The organism is Ensifer adhaerens, assembly GCF_013283195.1.
GTDB classification, from domain to species: Bacteria; Pseudomonadota; Alphaproteobacteria; order Rhizobiales; family Rhizobiaceae; genus Ensifer; species Ensifer adhaerens_G.
The window spans coordinates 595,694-612,649 of the sequence record NZ_JABEKT010000002.1; the positions used below are offsets into that span (position 1 = coordinate 595,694).

A 16,956-nucleotide genomic window follows, 5' to 3' on the forward strand; every position below is an offset into this window, starting at 1 on the left:
TCAATTGGCGCGGAAGGGATTGTAAGCCGTGGCTGCGAGAACGGCCCAGGCCGTGGCGCCCAGATGCGGCCGTCGGTAGTACCGAAATGCCCCCCCGACACCCGCAGCGTCGATCGTAAGCCCGGTCGATAATTCCTCGTCGCGGGTGGCAAACAGCCAGCCCGACGCCGCGTCGCGATTGTCCATCACGCTTTCCAACAACCCTTCGGCACGCTCTTCGTCACCCTCCAGCCGAAACATCAGTGCTGCCTGCGCAGTTCCTTCGATCCACATTCCGTCCCGGTCGTCGTTGAAGTCGTAGCCGCCTGGGACTGCGAGTTTGGCGTCGATGCGCAAGGGTGCCTCGTTCCACCCCGCCGGTCGCTCGCCCGCGGGCACGACCATCAACGGCCATATCTGGACGTCGAGAACGGTTATGCCGTTGCGCACCGGCTTGCCTGACGTATCGGTGCCGATCAGGAACCCTTGCTCGCCGTCGAACATGCTCGTGACGAAATGCAGGGTCGAGCGCGCTAATGGATCCCATTGCGGGTCTCCGGTTTCCGACTTCAGCCAGCGCGCGACGGCAAGCGCATCGATATTGTGTTCCGTCGATTTCCACGGGATGGGCTTTGATACCGGGTCGAAGCCGAAATATCCGCCGGTCAGGCCGGCGCTGTCTTCACGAAGTCCGCTCTTCAGCCACGTACCGAGATCGATGGCGCCCTCGAGATAGGCGGGCTCGCGCGTGCGAGCATGAAGCTGGAGCAGGGCGAGTGCGGCCCAGGCGACATTTCCAAGGGCGGTGCTGACCTGATATTCGTCTTCGGCCCAATGGCCCCCGTCGGCATCCCACCATCCGGGAAGGGCAACCGGCACGGTGATTTCGCCGATCCGGTAGGCGTTGCGCAGGCGGCCGTCGCGAAACTGCCGGTCTGTCTTCGATGCGGCCAGCAATGCGTCACCGATCGATCGGGCTGCAGCAATCCTGCCGCAGGCAAGCAAGGCCATGACTGCAAGCGCGTTGTCGTAAGTGAACGCCGCCGTCGCCAGCGGCTGCGGCAAGGCCGTTTCGTTCGGTCCCGGCCGATAACTTGGGATGAAGCCGACCGCCGGAGGCTGCCCGACCGTTTCGTGCTGCACGGCTGCGATCGCATCGCAAAGCGCCTGCGCCGTGCCCTCGGCGGCCGTGGCAGGCGAGGCAAGGCAGGCAAGGCAGGCGATCGCCACGGCCCGTGATCCCAGGGCAAGGGGTGAGCGAGACATCAGCCGAAACCTCACAAACGTCAGAGTGCTTTCTCACGAATGCCGGTGCTGTCGGGCTTCATCGCCACGGCCAGCGTGGTGGTGGCGGCAAGGCGGGCACCGCGGGGCGAAACACGCGTGATCTTCGCCTGCTCGCCTGGGGTTGCCGTGGGAGCGTCCGTAAACGCTGCCAGGTGCTGCCGGAGCTGGCCGGCATAACCGGCAAGTGCGCTCGACGTGTTGTCGAGCTGGCGGCGGGTCCACACGACCCAGGTTTTCGGCATGCTGACAGTCACCCACGTGCCGACTTCGCAGAACTTGTTCACGACCCCATTGTCCGAATGCGCCGCATCGGGGGTTATGAAGGCGTAGAGTTCGCGCCGTTCCGTCGGCGGAAATGGCACGGCATAGTCGAGATCGACCCGCTCCGTCGTCTTTGGCACCAGTCGCTCGACGCGGCCAAGAACCGGACCGTCCCAACCGTCGGCCTCCACCGTCACGCTTGCCCCCAATGACAGGCTTTGTGCTTGGCGCTCGGAGAAGATGGCGACGACGAAGGCATCGGCACAGCTGACGGATTCTGCCAGAGTGTCGCCACCGCTGACCTGCTTTCCGACTTGTGCCACGGTCTTGAAGAGCTTTGCCTGCGCGGAAATCGCCACATCGGCGCGAACGAGCTTGGCGATGCGTTCTTCTTCCGCTTTCGCCAGAGCCTTCAGCTGGTCGATGCGCGCCTGGATGGTTGCGGTCTGGATGCTGATCTGCGAGCGGTCGGCCTTCACATTGCGGATTTCCCGCTGAAGGTCCTGCAACGATTGCTGTTCGCCGCCGACGAAGATGCCCGAGCGGGCATTGCCGAGATCCGCACTCAACATCTCGACCCGCAATCTGGCGGCTACGATCTTCGTATCCTCAAGTTTCAGCGTATTGGCAAGCTCATCCCGGTTGCCGGCGATCACGCCCTTTTTCACGAGGCCGAGTTTCCGCACCGCGGCGTTCTTCTCGTTGGCGGACGACAGGCTGACGATTTCCAGGTGGGCTTGCGCGTTGCGCAGGTCGTTGTCTGACCGAATGATGATCGCCGCCTGTTGGCGGTCCAGGTCTCGTTCGAGATCGGCGATGCGGCGCAGATAGTCCGCGTGGATCGATTGCTTGAGCGCCAGATCGTTCTGAAGCGACGTCAGCTCGATCGTCAGGCCGATCAAGGTCGAGCGGTCGACGCGGTCGTTTTCGATCGTTGCAAGCGGGAGGTTGCCGTCGGCTTCACTGTTGACCTCGACCACGCGCCCGCCGATCGGCGAGGTGATTGAAACGACCGGGGCGTTGGTGACGGCGCGTGTCGTTGATGATGAGAAGACCGGCGGTGCAATCGTTGTCATGAACGTCGATCCGACAACACCGAGCACACCAAGAGATAAAATTCTGACTGATTTAGTATGATTTGTAGAAATGTCTTTGTTTGTCTTGGAAGACATAGCTTTAATCTCCAACGGTGATTTTTATGCTACGCATCCTCCCATGTTTTTAAGGGTTACATGTCGTCGATACCCCGTCAAGGTCGAATATTAGTAAATTATTGATCAATATATACGCATTTATTGCATCGTTTAACGGCATCTGTCTTTGCGTTGATCAGCTGCACAAGAAATGAGCGGCACGCCAAATCCACTGCCGGGGTCACCGCAAACGGCGAGGAGTGCCGGCCGGCGTGGGGCAATCGAGATTGCGCCCGGCCGGGAGCGGGCGGTGTCAGCGCCCGTATTTGCGCAAGACCTCAACAAGCGGACCATGCTTGATGGCATCGATCTTGAAACGGTCGTGCGCTGTACCGCCTGAATCTTCCGCCGCCAACATGGCATTGACCACCGCCTCTTCGACGCTGTCGACCGTGGCCAGATAGACGGGATCGAGCATTTCGTCATTGACGATTTCGAGCGTCAGGCGCGGCGGGGCGCGGTGCGCCATCGGCTGCGGATTGGCGGTCGAAAACGCCAGGAAGATGTCGCCGGAATTGTTGCCGCCGGGCGTGCCGTTGCGGCCGATTCCGATAGCCGCGCGGCGGGCGAGGCGCTGCAACTGATGCGGAGCCATCGGCAGATCGGTGGCGATGACGACGATGATCGAGCCACGCTCCTGCATCTGGCTCTGCGGCGTGCCATCGCGCATGTGTTCCCCGACCGGTACGCCGCAGATCGTCAGCCAGTCGCGCTGACCGTGGTTGGCCTGCACAAGCGTGCCGATCGTGTAATCACGCCCGCCAAATTCGACCACCCGCGAGGCGGTGCCGGTGCCACCCTTGAAGCCATAGGCGATCATGCCGGTGCCGCCGCCGCAATTGCCTTCCTGAACAGGTCCGCCCACGGCCGCGTCGAGTGCCGATCGAACCTCCGGCTCGCCGATCGGCTGGCCGTTGATGTCGTTGAGTACGCCGTCATAGGTCTCGGCGACCACCGGCATGATCCAGAGAAAATCGTCGCTGTCATAGGTGGAGGCATAACGCTCCAGCATCCACTTGATCGTGGCGTGATGGGTCATGCCCACAGCGTGGGTGTTGGTGATCATCACCGGCCCGAGGAAAAAGCCGCCGTCCTCGATCCAGTGGGTGCCGGTCATTTCACCGTTGCCGTTGAAACGGTGCACGCCGGCATAGACCGGGACAGGCACGTCCGAGCCCGCGTGCGGCAGGATGGCGGTGACCCCGGTTCTCACCGGGCGCTTGCGGCCCGGGCGAGGTACGTCCTCAGAGATAGTGTGGAAGCCGACGGCAATGCCTTCGACATCGGTGATGGCGTTGAAAGGGCCGGTGCGGCCGGAAAACGGCAGGCCGAGGTCGCGGGCGCGGGCTTTAGTGGTGGGAGTGTTCTTATTGTCCATGATCATTTCTGCCGGGAGCGGAGGTAGAGGCCAAGCGAGGCGACGACGAAGGAGAAGGTCAGCATCATCACGGCGATCGCATTGATCTCCGGCTTGATGCCGCGCCGAAGCATGGCGAAGATGAACATCGGCAGTGTCGTCACGTCGACGCCGGCGATGAAGTAAGTGATAACAAGATCGTCCATCGAGATGATGAAGGCGAGCAGGGCGCCGCCGACGATGCCGGGCAGAAGCTGCGGCAGCACCACGCGGCGAAAGGTCGTCCATTCGTCGGCGCCGAGATCGGCCGAGGCGTTTTCCAGCGTGCGGTCCATGCCCGCAAGGCGCGCCGAGACGACGATGAACACATAGGAAATCAGGAAGGTGCACTGGCCGATGATGATCGTCGTCAGGCCGAGGTGGATGCCCGAATTGACGAAGAAGATCAAAAGCGCGATGCCGAGCACGATGTCGGGCATCAGCATCGGCATGAACATGATCACCCGATAGAAGCGCTGGCCGAGAAAGTCGAAACGGTAGAGGCCGATCGCGATTGCCGTGCCGAACACGGTGGCGATCAGCGTCGTGGAGGTGGCGATGACGAGGCTGTTCCACACGGCCTGGAGAAGCTGGCCGGTCGATTCGATATAGAGCGCGTTTTCGGACACCGTCGTCTTGAAGCCCAGCACCTGCGCGTACCATTCGGTGGTGAAGCCGGTCCAGGTCATCATGTTGACCGGGTTGGAATTGAATGAATAGACGGCGATCACCACCAGCGGAATGTAGATGAAGGCGAAGAAGAGGCCGGTGTAGGCGACGAGGCTGCCGCGGAAGAGGGATTGAGCGATCTTCATGGGGAGACCTCAACGATTGAGCGCGGCGTCGGCGCCGCGGCGGCCCGATGCGAACACGTAGACGAGCAGCAGCACCAGCATCACGCTCATGACCATCATCGCCAGCGCCGAGCCGAAGGGCCAATTGCGGGCGGCCAGGAACTGCTGCTCGATCAGGTTGCCGAGCATCATCACCTTGGCGCCGCCGAGGATGGCCGGAACGACGAAGTTGCCGAGCGCCGGGATGAAGACGATGATCGCACCGCCGACGATACCGGGGGCCGTCAGCGGCAGGATGATGCGCCAGAAGGTGCGGATTGGGCCGGCGCCGAGATCGAGCGAGGCGCGCACCAGCGTCCAGTCCAGCTTCTCGACGCTGGCATAGACCGGCATGAACATGAACGGGATGAAGACATAGACCATGCCGAGAATGATGGCGCCGTCCGTATAGATCAGGTCCAGCGGCCGGGCGATCATGCCCGTCGACAGGAGCATCTCGTTGACGAGGCCGGTCTGGCGCAGGATCAGCACCCAGACGAATAGGCGAACGATCAGGCTGGTGAAGAAGGGTAGCGTGATGAGGAACAGGCAGAAGTTCTTCCACCGCTCCGACAACCGGGCAATGCAGAAGGCTGCGGGATAGCAGACGAGCAGGGCGGCCAGAACCGTCAGTGCCGCGATCTTTACCGAGCGGAGGAAGATGGCGATGTAGACGGGATCGAAATCCTCGAACATCGGATCGGCGAAACCGAGGATGCGGCCGAAGTTGTGGGGATAGAAGGTCCACTCGACGCCGCCGTAAAGCCCCGGTGCCAGAAAGCTCGTGACCATCATGATCGCCAGCGGGCCAAGGAAGAACACGGCAAGGAACAGGGAAACGGGACCGAGCAGGACGACGAGCTGGACGCGGCGGCGAATGGCGATCGACATCTCACGCCTCCGCGCACGGTTGAATGAGGTGAACGGCGGCCGGATCATAGGCGAGCCTGGCGCGGCGCGTTCGCTCGATCTCGCCGATCAGGCTGCGGCGGCCGGCTGGGATCTCGGCGACGATCTTTCTGCCTGCCGGTGTGCGGCCGAACAATTCGAAGGTCGAGCCGACGAACACGATCGCTTCGAGGTCGACGTCAAGCGTGGGGGACGGCTCTCCCGCGTCGGCGAGAAAGAATTGTTCCGGACGGATCAGCGCAGTCGCGGCACCCGACGTTGTCGACGGGGTTCGCCGATAGCGAATTTCCGTGCCGTCGCTGGTCATCAACCGGTCGCCATCGATCCGCCCCTCGAACAGGTTGCTCGCGCCGATGAAGGTGGCGACGAAACTGTTGACCGGACGGTCGTAGATCGCCCGCGGCGTATCGAGCTGCTGGATGCGACCGCCGGAGAGAACCGCGACGCGATCCGACATCGTCAAAGCCTCCTGCTGGTCGTGGGTTACGAAGATGAAGGAGATGCCGAGTTCGTGCTGCAACGTCTTCAGCTCGATCTGCATGGCCTGGCGCAGGTTCTTGTCGAGGGCTGAAAGCGGCTCGTCGAGCAAAAGCAGTTTTGGACGGGCGATGATGGCGCGGGCCAGGGCGACGCGCTGCTGCTGGCCGCCTGAGAGCTGGCGCGGACGCCGGCCCTCCATGCCCTCAAGGCCCACCATTTTCAGCGCCGCTGCCACCTGCTCGCGCCGCTTGGCCTTGGCGACACCGGCAACCTCAAGCGCATAGGCGGTGTTTTCGCCGACGGTCATGTGCGGAAACAGCGCGTAGTTCTGGAACACGGTATTGACGGGGCGGCGGTAGGGCGGCCTGTCGGTCATGTCCTCGCCGTCGATCAGGATGCGTCCGCCGTCGAGTTCGACGAAGCCGCTGATCGCCTGCAGCAACGTGGTCTTGCCGCAGCCGGATGGACCGAGCAGCGTCAGGAACTCGTTGCGCCGCACCTGAAGATCGATGGCGTCGAGCGCGGTCACGCTCCCGCCTTCCGGAGTGGCGAAGGCTTTGCTCGCCCCCTCCAGCCGGACAATGGAATCCTGCATCTGTCATTCCCCAAAATGTTATTTAAATAACGCTTGTGCGTTTTGGATATATGGATACCATTTGTTCATCGGTGTCAACGGCCGCAGAAGCCGGAGCCGGCAAGGACCAGGGAACGGTCCGATCCTGGGGCGCCAAGCCCCACGAACCATCAGAGGAGACTATCTATGACAAAAGCAAGCCGCGTCGTCCGGGCGACCAAGGCCAAACTCCTGGGCTCCACGCGGGCCGCCGCATTCTCGCTGTCCGCCTTGTTCGCCATGGCCGGCCTTGGCCAGGCGGCCGAACTCAACATCTACAACTGGGGCGAATACATCAATCCAGCCGTCCTGAAGAAGTTCGAGGAAGAGACGCAGATCAAGGTCAACCTTTCTACCTATTCCTCCAACGAGGAGATGCTGGCGAAGATCCAGGGTGGCGCCACCGGCTACGACGTCGTCTTTCCGTCGGTCCACATGCAGGACATCATGTCCAAGCTCGACCTCCTCGAGAAGACCGATATCAATGCCTTTGAAGGCTTCAAGAACATCGACCCGGCATTCCTGAGGGCAAAGAGCGACCCGAAGGGCGAGTATTGCTTGCCCTATGCCTTCGGAACCGTCGGCATCGTCTACAATCGCAAGGTGCTCGGCAAGGACGTCGTCGGCTGGAAGGACCTGATCGCGACCGTCAAGGAAAAGGGGCTGAAGTTCACCCTGCTCGACGACATGCGCGAAGTGCTGGCCGTCGGGCTGATCCTCAACGGCCACAAGGTCAACTCGACCGACCCGGCCGAGCTGCAGCAGGCGGCCGATACGATCATCGCGATGAAGCCTGACGTCGCTGCATTCACCTACGATACGCGGCCGATGGTGCAGTCTGGCGACGTGGCCGCCGGCCATTTCTTCGTCGGCGCGATGGTCGATGTCTTCGCCAACCAGAAGGACCTCGGCTACGTGATCCCGGAGGAAGGCGCGACCATGTATCAGGAGGATATGTGCGTGTTGAAGACGGCGCCGAACAAGGACAACGCCATGAAGTTCATGGAGTTCTACACCCGTCCTGAAGTCGCTGCCCTCAACGTTTCCCAGCAGACCAACGGCACCGCCAACGTGCCGGCGCGACAATTGACCCCCGACCAGATCAAGAATAGCAAGGAGATCAATCCGACGCCCGAAACGATGCAACGGCTCCAGATCTTCGAGGACCTGGGCTCCGGCGTGCGCCAGCTCGATCGCGTCTGGACCAAGGTGAAGACGGCGCAGTAACGGCGGAAAGATCGGCAATTCCGCCCGCGTACAGCGTATTTTGCGTCGGATATCGGGCGCGCGGCACTGCAAGCGGGCGGAAATACCTCCGGGGAGGGGATGTGGCACAACGAATCCTGAAGCTCGTGCAGAGCGAGGAACTCAGGCGGTCGAAATCCGACAGGCTGATTGCCCACTACATCGAGCGCAATCTGGCGGAGATCCCGTTCGAAACGGCAAAATCGATCGCAAGCCGTCTCGAGCTCTCGCCGATGACTGTCGGGCGCTACCTCCGGCGCATGGGTTTCGATGGCCTCGATCAGCTGAAGCACGAGCTGCGGCGCGGCAGCTCCAACCCGGCCTGGCAGGTGAAGGGGCCGGTCGATCGACTGCGCGAAGACATTCGCGAGGGCAAGCTGCTCGCCGGCCTTATCCAGGAACAGATCAACAATCTCGGTCTGGTCTACGAACTGACCACCTCGCCGGAATGGCAGCAGGCGATCGAGGCGCTGATCAGCGCCAGCGAGGTTTATGTCGCAGCCTATCAGAACGTGCGCGGCATCGCCCAGTATTTCGCAAGCCAGCTCTCCTATACCCGCTCGCGGGTGCAGTTCGTCGATGGCCTGAACGGCACCTATTCGGAACTGCTGGATGGTTCGGTCGAGGGGCGCGTGCTTTTCCTGCACGATGTCAGGCGCTTTGCTGCCAAGGCTAAGCCGCTTGCGATGGAAGCGCGCCGCGCCGGCGTCAAGGTTATCCTCTACACCGACGAATATTGCCCCTGGGCAGCGGAAGTGTCGGATATCTGCCTGGTTGTCCCGGGTTCGCACGGCCCCCTATGGGACGGCGCGGCGACGACCATCGCCGTCATGGACCTGATGCTCAGCAACATTATCGTCGTTCTCGGCGACGAGGTCAGCGAGCGCGTCGGCATGTTGACGCGGCTTCAGGACGTGTTCGGCGACTTCGAGGCTTGAGCAGCGCCAAGGGCGCTCCACTTGCGCTGCCTTCGTTCGTCGTCGCGGGAGGCCTGCTGCCTCCTTTCCAAAATGCTTTCCCATGGGCCGCGATTGAACATCGTGGTGGCCAATGGATGCCCTGCTGACCAGGCCGATGTTTCGGTGCCAACCGCCGTTGCAGCCGCCCGCGCCTTCGACCGCCGTCCCGCTGATCGGCGGCGCGGCGTCCGATCCTTTGCGGGTCTTTGCAAAGATTTTTGTCGGCACCATTCTGCACTGTCGCAAGCGCCAGTTTTCTACCGACTTTGGCGCTAATTTCGTCCGATAGCTGCAGAAAACCCCAGAAATTGGACTGACTTTCGAGCATTGGACCAAGCCTTGCAGGGTCTTGCAAGGATTCTTGCGGGCGTAGCCTTGACTGCAAGATCGTTTGCTTGAACGATGGGTCACGCAAAGAAACTTGTAGAGCGCCATGACACTCATCGATCGCATAAAGGCACAATCGAAAAGGCTGACCGAGGCGGATCAGAAGCTGATCTCGACGATGCTTGAGAACCGGGCGGAGGCTGCCTTTTTGTCCGGGCCGCAGCTGTCGCAGCGCGCCAGCGTTCATGAGGCAACGGTGACCCGCCTGGCGCAGAAGCTCGGATACCGCGGCTTTCCCGACCTGCGGGCGCAACTGCAGCGTGAGGTGCTTGACGATCAGGATGCCGCGACCCGCATGCGCCGCTCGGTCGCCAAGGTCGAGCACGGCGACTACCTGACCGATCTGATCGCGGCCGAGATTTCGGCCCTGGAGACACTGGCGCGTTCGGTGCCGCAAGGTGACGTGGACCTGGCCGCCGACATGATCTTCGAGGGGCGCCGGGTGTTCGTGTTCGGTCAGGGGCACGCGCAGTCGGTCGCCGGCTTCCTGCAGCGCCGGCTCGACCGCTTCGGCATGACGACGATCGCGCTGACCGGCCGTGGTCGCGATATCGCCGAGCGCATGGTCAGCATGGACAAGAACGACATCGTCGTCGCACTCGCCTTTCGCAAGCAGCCGCAAAGCTATGCGCCGCTGGTGCAGCATGCCCGGCGCGTCGGCGCGCGGACGATTTTGATTTCGGACCTTGCCGGCCCGCTGATGGAGCCGGTTGCGGACCTGATGCTCGCAGCACCCCGCGGGCGTTCGGGAAGCGAGTTTCAGACACCGACCATTCCGTTTGCCATCGTCAACGGCATCGTCCTGACGATTGCCGGCAGGCATGAGCGCGAGGTGATCGGCAGGCTGGAGAAACTGTCGGAGCTGTTCAACGACTTCGATTGACTGGGGAAAATGGAGGAGGAAACCATGTTGAAGCGACTGATGAAGTCCGCACTTGCGGCCTGCGTCGTGCTGCCGACGGCAGTTATGGCGGCAGATCTGGATGGCATGACACCCGAGCAGCTGCTGCCGCTCGCACAGAAGGAGGGCAGCGTCACCGTCTTCTCATTATCGAGCCGCATCGCCAAGATCGAGAAAGCCTTCGAGGAAACCTATCCGGGCATCGATCTGATCGGTCTCGACATGAGTTCGACGAAGCAGATCGCGCGCCTGGAAGCCGAACAGCAGGCCGGCGTGCATGCCGTCGACGTGCTCTACATCGCCGACACGCCGGTGGTCTTCAGCAAGCTTCTCGAAGCCAAGCGCATCGTCAACTACGTGCCGCCGCGCGTGGCAGGTCAGATCGACGATCGATACAAAGGTCCGCTGCTCACCCAGCGCTTGTCGACCAAGGTGCTGATGTACAACGAGAAGGCTTTTCCCGGCGGCTCACCGGTCACCAATCTGTGGCAGCTGACCCAGCCGGAGTGGCAGGGCAAGGTGCTGATGGTCGATCCGAGCCAGCGTGGCGAACTGCTCGACCTCCTGACCGAGATCGCGCTCCATCCGGATGAGATGGCCGCGGCCTACAAGGCGCAGTTCGGCAAGGATATTGCCGTGGACGCCGATCTTCAGGGCGCCGGCGAGCAGTTCATCAAGGATCTCTTTGCCAACGACCTGATCCTCGTCCCCAACAGCGACGTGCTCAACAAGTCGGTCGGCGACGCAACGGCCAAGAACCCGCCCGTCGGCTTTGGCACCTATTCGGACCGCCGCGACAACGAGAAGGAAGGATGGGCGCTGCAGGTCGCCAACAATGTCGAGCCGGCCAACGGCATTCTGTTTCCCGCGATTTTGACGATTGCCGACAAGGCACCGCATCCGGCCGCCGCGCGGCTGCTGATCGACTTTATGTTCGGCGACGACACGCCCACGGGAGGTGCCGGCTTTGAACCCTTCAACGTTCCCGGCGATTATGCCACGCGCACGACCATCGCCCACCATCCGGACTCCGTCAAACTCGGGGAGCTGAAGGCCTGGACTATCGACCCGGCCAAGACCGCCGCCGCCCGCGGACGCGTCTCCGATCTCATCATCACGCTTCAATAACAGGCTGTTTGCCGGCGCAACTGAGCTTGCGCCGGCAAACGCCGAGGTTCGCAAATGACATTCATATCGACCTTCGCGCCATCGGGCGGTCGCCGGCTGCTCCGATCAGGCTTCGTCATGCCGGCAATCCTCGTTGCCATCGTCGCCATCCTGGTGGTGGCGCCGCTTGCGCGCATCCTTCTGTCGACGCTCACCCCTGAAGGCATCGCGGCCTGGCAGGCGGTGCTTGTCAGCCCGCTGTCCTTCAATCTTTGGTGGCGACCGCTGTTCAACACAATGGTTCTCGGCTTCGGGGTCGCCAGCGGCTGCCTCATCCTCGGCGGATTTCTGGCATGGCTCGTAGTTCTGACCGACGTGCCCGGACGTCGCCTGCTCGGACTTATGGGGACCTTGCCCTATATGATTCCGAGCTTCGCTGCGGCGCTCGCCTGGGGAACGCTGTTTCGAAATTCCCGCCTCGGCGGTTCCGCTGGCTTCTTCGAGACCAATGGCCTTGCCATTCCCGACTGGCTCGCCTGGGGGCTGGTGCCGACCGCGATCGTACTGATCGCCCACTACTACTCGCTCGCCTATACGATTATCGCCGCAGCCCTGAGTTCGGTCGGCGCGGATCTGGTTGAGGCGGGGCAGATGGCCGGTGCCAAACGGCCGCGCATCTTCTTCGGCATCATCCTGCCCGTGGTCACGCCGGCCCTGATCGCCGCCGCTTCTCTTACCTTTGCCGGCGCCGTCGCCAACTTCGCAGCGCCCGCACTTCTTGGCCTGCCGGTGCGCATGCAGACGCTTTCCACCCGCCTCTTCGGCATGATCGAAACCGGTCAAAACGAGCGCGGCTTCGTGCTCGCTCTGCTTCTGATCGCCGTGTCGGCGCTGTTTCTCTGGATGTCGGACCGCATCGTCTCTGGCCGCAAGGCCTTCGTCACGGTCACCGGCAAGGGCGGTCGCACGAAACGATTTCCCCTTGGTGCCTGGCGCTGGCCGCTCTTTGCGGTTGCCGTAACCATCGGTCTTCTGACCACCGTGGTACCGGTTCTGGTGCTCGCCGCCTCAAGCCTTGCACCGCAAAGCGGCGCGCTGTTTTCGAACTGGACGCTGCATTTCTGGATTGGCGAAGGCGGCGGCGAAATTGCACAAGGGCAGGCGGGTATCTTCCGCAACCCGGTGCTGATCGACGCCCTCTGGAACACGATCCGCCTCGGCCTTGTCGTCGCGCTGACAACGATGCTGCTGGGCCTCGCGCTCGCCTACACCATCGTCCAGCGCCGTGGCAGCCTGCTGGCCACGATCCTTTCCCAGCTTGCCTTCGTCCCGCTTCTGGTGCCGAGCATCGCCTTTGCCGCCGCCTATATTGCCCTCTTTGGTGCACCGATCGGCCCGCTGCCTTCGCTTTACGGCACCTTCGCTCTGCTGGTGATTGCGGCATCTGCGCATAATCTCCCCTTCGCGGTGCAGTCCGGCCGATCGGTTCTCGGCCAGATCTCCGCCGACATTGAGGAAAGCGCGCGGCTGACCGGAGCGGGCCTGCTTCGCCGGTTGTTCGCGATCATCTTCCCGCTGGCAATCCGCGGCCTGTTTGCCGGAGCGATCCTCGTTTTCGTCAAGATGGTGCGTGATCTCTCGCTGGTCGTGCTCCTGTTCACCGCGACGTCGCCCGTGCTCAGCATGGTCGCCTATCGTTATGCCGCCGAGGGCTTCATGCAGTTCGCCAATGCCATCACCCTCGTCATCCTTATCGTCTGCCTTGCGGCCTCGTTTCTGGCCCATGGCCTCCAGAACCGCGTCCAGAAATGGAAACAACCATGAACGCACTTGCAACCGGCGCCGCGGACGCCATCGAGATCCGCAACCTCGTCAAGCGATTTGGCGCCTTCACCGCGGTCAAGGATGTCAACATATCGGTACCAGCCGGCTCGTTCCTGGTCCTCGTCGGCCCCTCCGGCTGCGGCAAGTCGACATTGCTGCGCATGCTGGCGGGACTGGAAGGTCCGAGTGAAGGCGAGATCGCCTTTGTCGGCCAGACCGTGTCGAGTGGTGCGGGCGGCGTGATTGCCGATGCGGGCCGACGCAACGCCGGCCTCGTCTTCCAGAGCTACGCTTTGTGGCCGCACATGACGGTCGCCGGCAATATCGCATGGCCTTTGAAGGTTGCTCGGTGGCCGCGCGAAAAGCGCGATCGTCGGGTCAAGGAAGTCCTTGCTTTGCTCGGCATCGGCGCCCTTGCCGAGCGTTATCCCGCGGAAATCTCCGGCGGCCAGCAGCAGCGCGTGGCGATCGCCCGCACCATCGCGCCGGAGCCGAGCATTCTGCTGTTTGACGAACCCCTGTCGAACCTTGATGCCAAGCTGCGTATCGAGATGCGCAGCGAATTGATGCGGATCCACAGGGCAACCGGTGCTACCTCTGTCTATGTCACGCATGATCAGGTAGAGGCCATGACCATGGCGACGCATGTCGCCGTGCTCAACAATGGCCGCGTCGAGCAGTTCGGCAAGCCGATCGAACTGCTGCGCAATCCGGCCACGACCTTCGTCGCCACCTTTCTCGGCACGCCGCCGGCCAATCTTTTGCCGGCACGCCGGGTCGCGGACATGTTCGTCTTCAACGATACACCGCTGACCTCGGGTTCCATCGCGCCCGGTCACGACGCGGTACAGCTCCTCTATCGCGCCGAAGACGTGTCTGTTGGCGCGGTGGCGGACAAGCCTTCGGTCACCGCGCGTTTCGCGGAGGCCGCGCCGATTGCCGGACGCACGATGGTCACGGCTATGCTCGGCGAACTCAGGATCACCGGCATGGCGGAAGGTTATTTCAGCGCCATGCCTGGCGACCCCGTCACACTGTCATTCATACGGACCCCTGACGCAGTCTTTGCCGTCAGCGGAGAAAGGATAACTCAATGAGGCTGATCCTCATGCGCCATGGCGAAACCGAGTGGAACGCCGAACAACGACTACAGGGCCAGGACAACTCGCTTCTGTCCGAGCGCGGCATGGCCCAGGTCCGGCGGTTCCGTCCCTATGCCAAGGCGCTAAAGCCTGCGCGCATCATCGCCTCCGATCTCGGCCGGACTCGGCAGACCGTTGCGCTTATCGGGCATCCAGATGCACCGTCCGACGAGCGCTTTCGCGAGCTCGACATGGGAGAATGGACGGGGCGGCGCAAGCCGGAGCTGATCGCCGAGCGCCCGGAGGATTACACCGCCTGGCGCGCCGGGACATTCACGCCCGCCAATGCCGAAACCTGGATCGCCTTTCGCAAACGCGTCGCCGACGGGGTTCGCGACTGGATGTCGCGAACGGACGGCGACCTGCTCGTGGTGGCGCATGGCGGCGTCATCCGCGCGGCCTGCCACGAATTTCTGGACCTGCCGCCCTCGCGCGTCGTTCCCGTCACGCCGGGAACGGCAACCATCCTGAACTTCCCCGTGGCGGACCGGTCTGCAGCGCAGCTCGAAGGCTACAACATTGGATCTGTCGCTCCCGACATATCTGTCGCCGATTGATCGCCTGAAGCGCAAGGGCCTCGCAAAACATGAATTCCGGAACGTTTGTCATTGTGGAACTGCTCGGCGGCGTCGCGCTGCTGCTCTGGGGCGTGCGGATGGTGCGGACCGGGGTCATGCGCGGTTGGGGTGACCGGCTGCAGCGCTTCGTCGAGCAGCGGCTCTCCAACCGGCTGACCGCGTTCGGTGGTGGTATCGCCGCCACCGCCGTTCTCGGCAGCGCCACGGCGATGGCGCTGATCATCGCCGGCCTGGCAGGGGCTGGCGCTATCGGGTCGGCGACGGGCCTTGCGGTGCTGCTGGGGGCCGATATCGGCTCGGCGCTCGTTTCCGGCCTGTTCGCGTCGGGCTCGTCGCTGGCAACGACGATGGCGCCACTCTTTCTGTTCGCGGGCTATCTCACCTTCGGCGCGTCGAGCGAGTTTCGCCCGCGAAATGCCGGTCGGATCATGATGGGCCTTGGTCTCATGCTCCTGGCACTGAAGGTCATCGTCTCGGCGACGGCTCCCTTGCGGGAGGCCACGCTGTTTCACGACGTTCTGGCGGCGATTGCCAATGAGCCGGTTCTCGGCTTCCTCGTCGGTGCGATCCTCGCCTGGTTCTGCCATTCGACCCTGGCGGTCATTCTGTTGATCGCATCGCTCATGACCAATGGCAGCCTGGAGGTGGCCGGCGCCGTGCCTTTGATCCTCGGCGTCAATTTCGGCGGCGGTCTGCCTGCCGTCAGCGCGACCCTCGATCAGCCGTCTGTCGCCCGCAAGCTTCCGGTCGCCAATCTGCTCTGTCGTGGTTTTCTGGCCGTGGCACTGCTGCCGCTGTCACGACAGATCGTCGATCTTGCCGGGCATCTGCCGATAGACCCCTTGCATGTTGCGGTCGGGCTCCATGCCGCGTTCAATCTTGTGGTCGCAGCCGTGTTCCTGCCGATCACCCCAGTCGTCGTGCGTATTGTCGACCGGTTGATCCCGAATGCCGCGACCGCCGACGATCCCCTGGCGACGCCGCGCTATCTCGACAGCGTCTCGTTGGCGACGCCAGCCATTGCGCTTTCCAATGCGACGATGGAGACGATCCGGATGAGCGAGTTGCTGGAGCGAATGTTCCTGACGTCGCTGACCGCGCTGTCTTCCAGTCGGCTGGAGGCATTGAAGGAGGTCAACGCCATCGATCTCAAGCTCGGGACCTACATGGGCTCGGTCCATGCCTATCTCGGCCGCCTGGCCCAAGGCGAGCTTTCGGCGGTCGACACCCGCCGTGCCTTCGAGATCATGCTCTTTGCCAGCAATATCGAGCATGCCGGCGACGTCATCAAGCTCAACCTGGCTGACCGCATCCGGGCAAAGATCAGGCAGGACATTGAGCTCGCGCCGAGCCAGCGCGAGGCCATCGACAGGCTTTGCGAGGAGGTGGCCTCCTCGCTGCGCCTGGTGCCCGCGGCCCTTTCGTCACGCGACGTCGGCGCGGCAGCTCGTCTGGCTTCGCAGAAGGACCGCTTCCGCGCGCTTGAAGAGCGCGCAATCAACGGGCATCTCGGCCGGGAAGGCATGGAAAAGGGCGTCAGTTTGAGCAGCAACGCCCTGTTCATCGATCTCGTCGGCGACCTGCACCGGATCAATTCGCACATAGCCGCTGCGGCCTACCCGCTGATCCAGGCGGCGGGATTGCTGAACGAGACCCGCCTTCGCACGTCTGCCTTAAGCGAACGGCTCGCGTGAGAAACCAACGGGGTCGGTGCAATGACCGGCCGGATGGCCTTGTCGCGTCTGTCTACAGACGAACAAGGTTGTCTTCTCTTGGCGACGGACGGAGAGCTATGCCGAGGCGTAAGGGGCAACCCTCGCCCCCCTATCGCATCTCGTGACGATCTATCTTCGCTGACGCTT

General features: G+C 62.7%; 14 protein-coding genes. 8 read left to right on the forward strand and 6 right to left on the reverse strand.

Annotation, left to right across the window (positions count from 1 at the left end):
• The 6 genes from LPJGGPFB_RS19245 to LPJGGPFB_RS19270 form a co-directional block, all read right to left on the reverse strand.
• Positions 1-1,245, reverse strand: coding sequence for a hypothetical protein (locus LPJGGPFB_RS19245; protein ID WP_173421539.1), 1,245 nt, complete (start codon positions 1,243-1,245; stop codon positions 1-3).
• A gap of 20 nt (positions 1,246-1,265) precedes the next feature.
• Positions 1,266-2,603, reverse strand: a complete 1,338-nt coding sequence (locus LPJGGPFB_RS19250; RefSeq protein ID WP_173421540.1) for an HlyD family secretion protein — start codon at positions 2,601-2,603, stop codon at positions 1,266-1,268.
• A 370-nt stretch (positions 2,604-2,973) separates the two neighbouring features.
• Positions 2,974-4,098 carry a DmpA family aminopeptidase gene (locus tag LPJGGPFB_RS19255; RefSeq protein WP_173421541.1) on the reverse strand — a complete coding sequence of 375 codons (1,125 nt, stop codon included), beginning with the start codon at positions 4,096-4,098 and terminating at the stop codon, positions 2,974-2,976.
• A gap of 2 nt (positions 4,099-4,100) precedes the next feature.
• Positions 4,101-4,931, reverse strand: coding sequence for an ABC transporter permease (locus tag LPJGGPFB_RS19260; protein ID WP_173421542.1), 831 nt, complete (start codon positions 4,929-4,931; stop codon positions 4,101-4,103).
• Positions 4,932-4,940: 9 nt separating this feature from the next.
• Positions 4,941-5,840, reverse strand: coding sequence for an ABC transporter permease (locus tag LPJGGPFB_RS19265; RefSeq protein WP_173421543.1), 900 nt, complete (start codon positions 5,838-5,840; stop codon positions 4,941-4,943).
• Between the two features lies 1 nt (position 5,841).
• Positions 5,842-6,933: an ABC transporter ATP-binding protein gene (locus LPJGGPFB_RS19270; RefSeq protein WP_173421544.1), complete on the reverse strand. Its 1,092-nt coding sequence runs from the start codon at positions 6,931-6,933 to the stop codon at positions 5,842-5,844.
• Between the two features lie 165 nt (positions 6,934-7,098).
• On the opposite strand from LPJGGPFB_RS19270, the gene LPJGGPFB_RS19275 reads away from it, so the two are divergent.
• From LPJGGPFB_RS19275 to LPJGGPFB_RS19310, 8 genes are all read left to right on the forward strand, one after another.
• Positions 7,099-8,178, forward strand: a complete 1,080-nt coding sequence (locus LPJGGPFB_RS19275; protein ID WP_210264526.1) for a polyamine ABC transporter substrate-binding protein — start codon at positions 7,099-7,101, stop codon at positions 8,176-8,178.
• Positions 8,179-8,279: 101 nt separating this feature from the next.
• Entirely contained in the window at positions 8,280-9,134 is an 855-nt protein-coding gene (locus LPJGGPFB_RS19280) for a MurR/RpiR family transcriptional regulator (protein ID WP_173421545.1), read from the forward strand.
• Between the two features lie 454 nt (positions 9,135-9,588).
• Entirely contained in the window at positions 9,589-10,425 is an 837-nt protein-coding gene (locus LPJGGPFB_RS19285) for a MurR/RpiR family transcriptional regulator (protein WP_173421546.1), read from the forward strand.
• 27 nt (positions 10,426-10,452) lie between these two features.
• Positions 10,453-11,571, forward strand: coding sequence for an ABC transporter substrate-binding protein (locus LPJGGPFB_RS19290; RefSeq protein ID WP_427858287.1), 1,119 nt, complete (start codon positions 10,453-10,455; stop codon positions 11,569-11,571).
• A gap of 54 nt (positions 11,572-11,625) precedes the next feature.
• Positions 11,626-13,374 carry an ABC transporter permease gene (locus LPJGGPFB_RS19295; RefSeq protein ID WP_234902937.1) on the forward strand — a complete coding sequence of 583 codons (1,749 nt, stop codon included), beginning with the start codon at positions 11,626-11,628 and terminating at the stop codon, positions 13,372-13,374.
• Positions 13,371-14,471: an ABC transporter ATP-binding protein gene (locus LPJGGPFB_RS19300; protein ID WP_173421548.1), complete on the forward strand. Its 1,101-nt coding sequence runs from the start codon at positions 13,371-13,373 to the stop codon at positions 14,469-14,471. The genes LPJGGPFB_RS19295 and LPJGGPFB_RS19300 overlap by 4 nt, the downstream gene beginning before the upstream one ends.
• A complete protein-coding gene (locus tag LPJGGPFB_RS19305) occupies positions 14,468-15,073 on the forward strand; it encodes a histidine phosphatase family protein (RefSeq protein ID WP_173421549.1) in 606 nt (201 codons plus the stop codon). The genes LPJGGPFB_RS19300 and LPJGGPFB_RS19305 overlap by 4 nt, the downstream gene beginning before the upstream one ends.
• A 29-nt stretch (positions 15,074-15,102) precedes the next feature.
• Positions 15,103-16,788: a Na/Pi cotransporter family protein gene (locus LPJGGPFB_RS19310; protein ID WP_173421550.1), complete on the forward strand. Its 1,686-nt coding sequence runs from the start codon at positions 15,103-15,105 to the stop codon at positions 16,786-16,788.
• Positions 16,789-16,956 lie beyond the last annotated feature (168 nt).

What these genes read in the sequence shown, in the direction of transcription:
- LPJGGPFB_RS19245 (WP_173421539.1), bottom strand. Translation starts at nt 1,245, where the DNA reads ATGTCTCGCTCACCCCTTGCCCTGGGATCACGGGCCGTGGCGATCGCC.
- LPJGGPFB_RS19250 (WP_173421540.1), bottom strand. Translation starts at nt 2,603, where the DNA reads ATGACAACGATTGCACCGCCGGTCTTCTCATCATCAACGACACGCGCC.
- LPJGGPFB_RS19255 (WP_173421541.1), bottom strand. Translation starts at nt 4,098, where the DNA reads ATGGACAATAAGAACACTCCCACCACTAAAGCCCGCGCCCGCGACCTC.
- LPJGGPFB_RS19260 (WP_173421542.1), bottom strand. Translation starts at nt 4,931, where the DNA reads ATGAAGATCGCTCAATCCCTCTTCCGCGGCAGCCTCGTCGCCTACACC.
- LPJGGPFB_RS19265 (WP_173421543.1), bottom strand. Translation starts at nt 5,840, where the DNA reads ATGTCGATCGCCATTCGCCGCCGCGTCCAGCTCGTCGTCCTGCTCGGT.
- LPJGGPFB_RS19270 (WP_173421544.1), bottom strand. Translation starts at nt 6,933, where the DNA reads ATGCAGGATTCCATTGTCCGGCTGGAGGGGGCGAGCAAAGCCTTCGCC.
- LPJGGPFB_RS19275 (WP_210264526.1), top strand. Translation starts at nt 7,099, where the DNA reads ATGACAAAAGCAAGCCGCGTCGTCCGGGCGACCAAGGCCAAACTCCTG.
- LPJGGPFB_RS19285 (WP_173421546.1), top strand. Translation starts at nt 9,589, where the DNA reads ATGACACTCATCGATCGCATAAAGGCACAATCGAAAAGGCTGACCGAG.
- LPJGGPFB_RS19295 (WP_234902937.1), top strand. Translation starts at nt 11,626, where the DNA reads ATGACATTCATATCGACCTTCGCGCCATCGGGCGGTCGCCGGCTGCTC.
- LPJGGPFB_RS19300 (WP_173421548.1), top strand. Translation starts at nt 13,371, where the DNA reads ATGAACGCACTTGCAACCGGCGCCGCGGACGCCATCGAGATCCGCAAC.
- LPJGGPFB_RS19305 (WP_173421549.1), top strand. Translation starts at nt 14,468, where the DNA reads ATGAGGCTGATCCTCATGCGCCATGGCGAAACCGAGTGGAACGCCGAA.
- LPJGGPFB_RS19310 (WP_173421550.1), top strand. Translation starts at nt 15,103, where the DNA reads ATGAATTCCGGAACGTTTGTCATTGTGGAACTGCTCGGCGGCGTCGCG.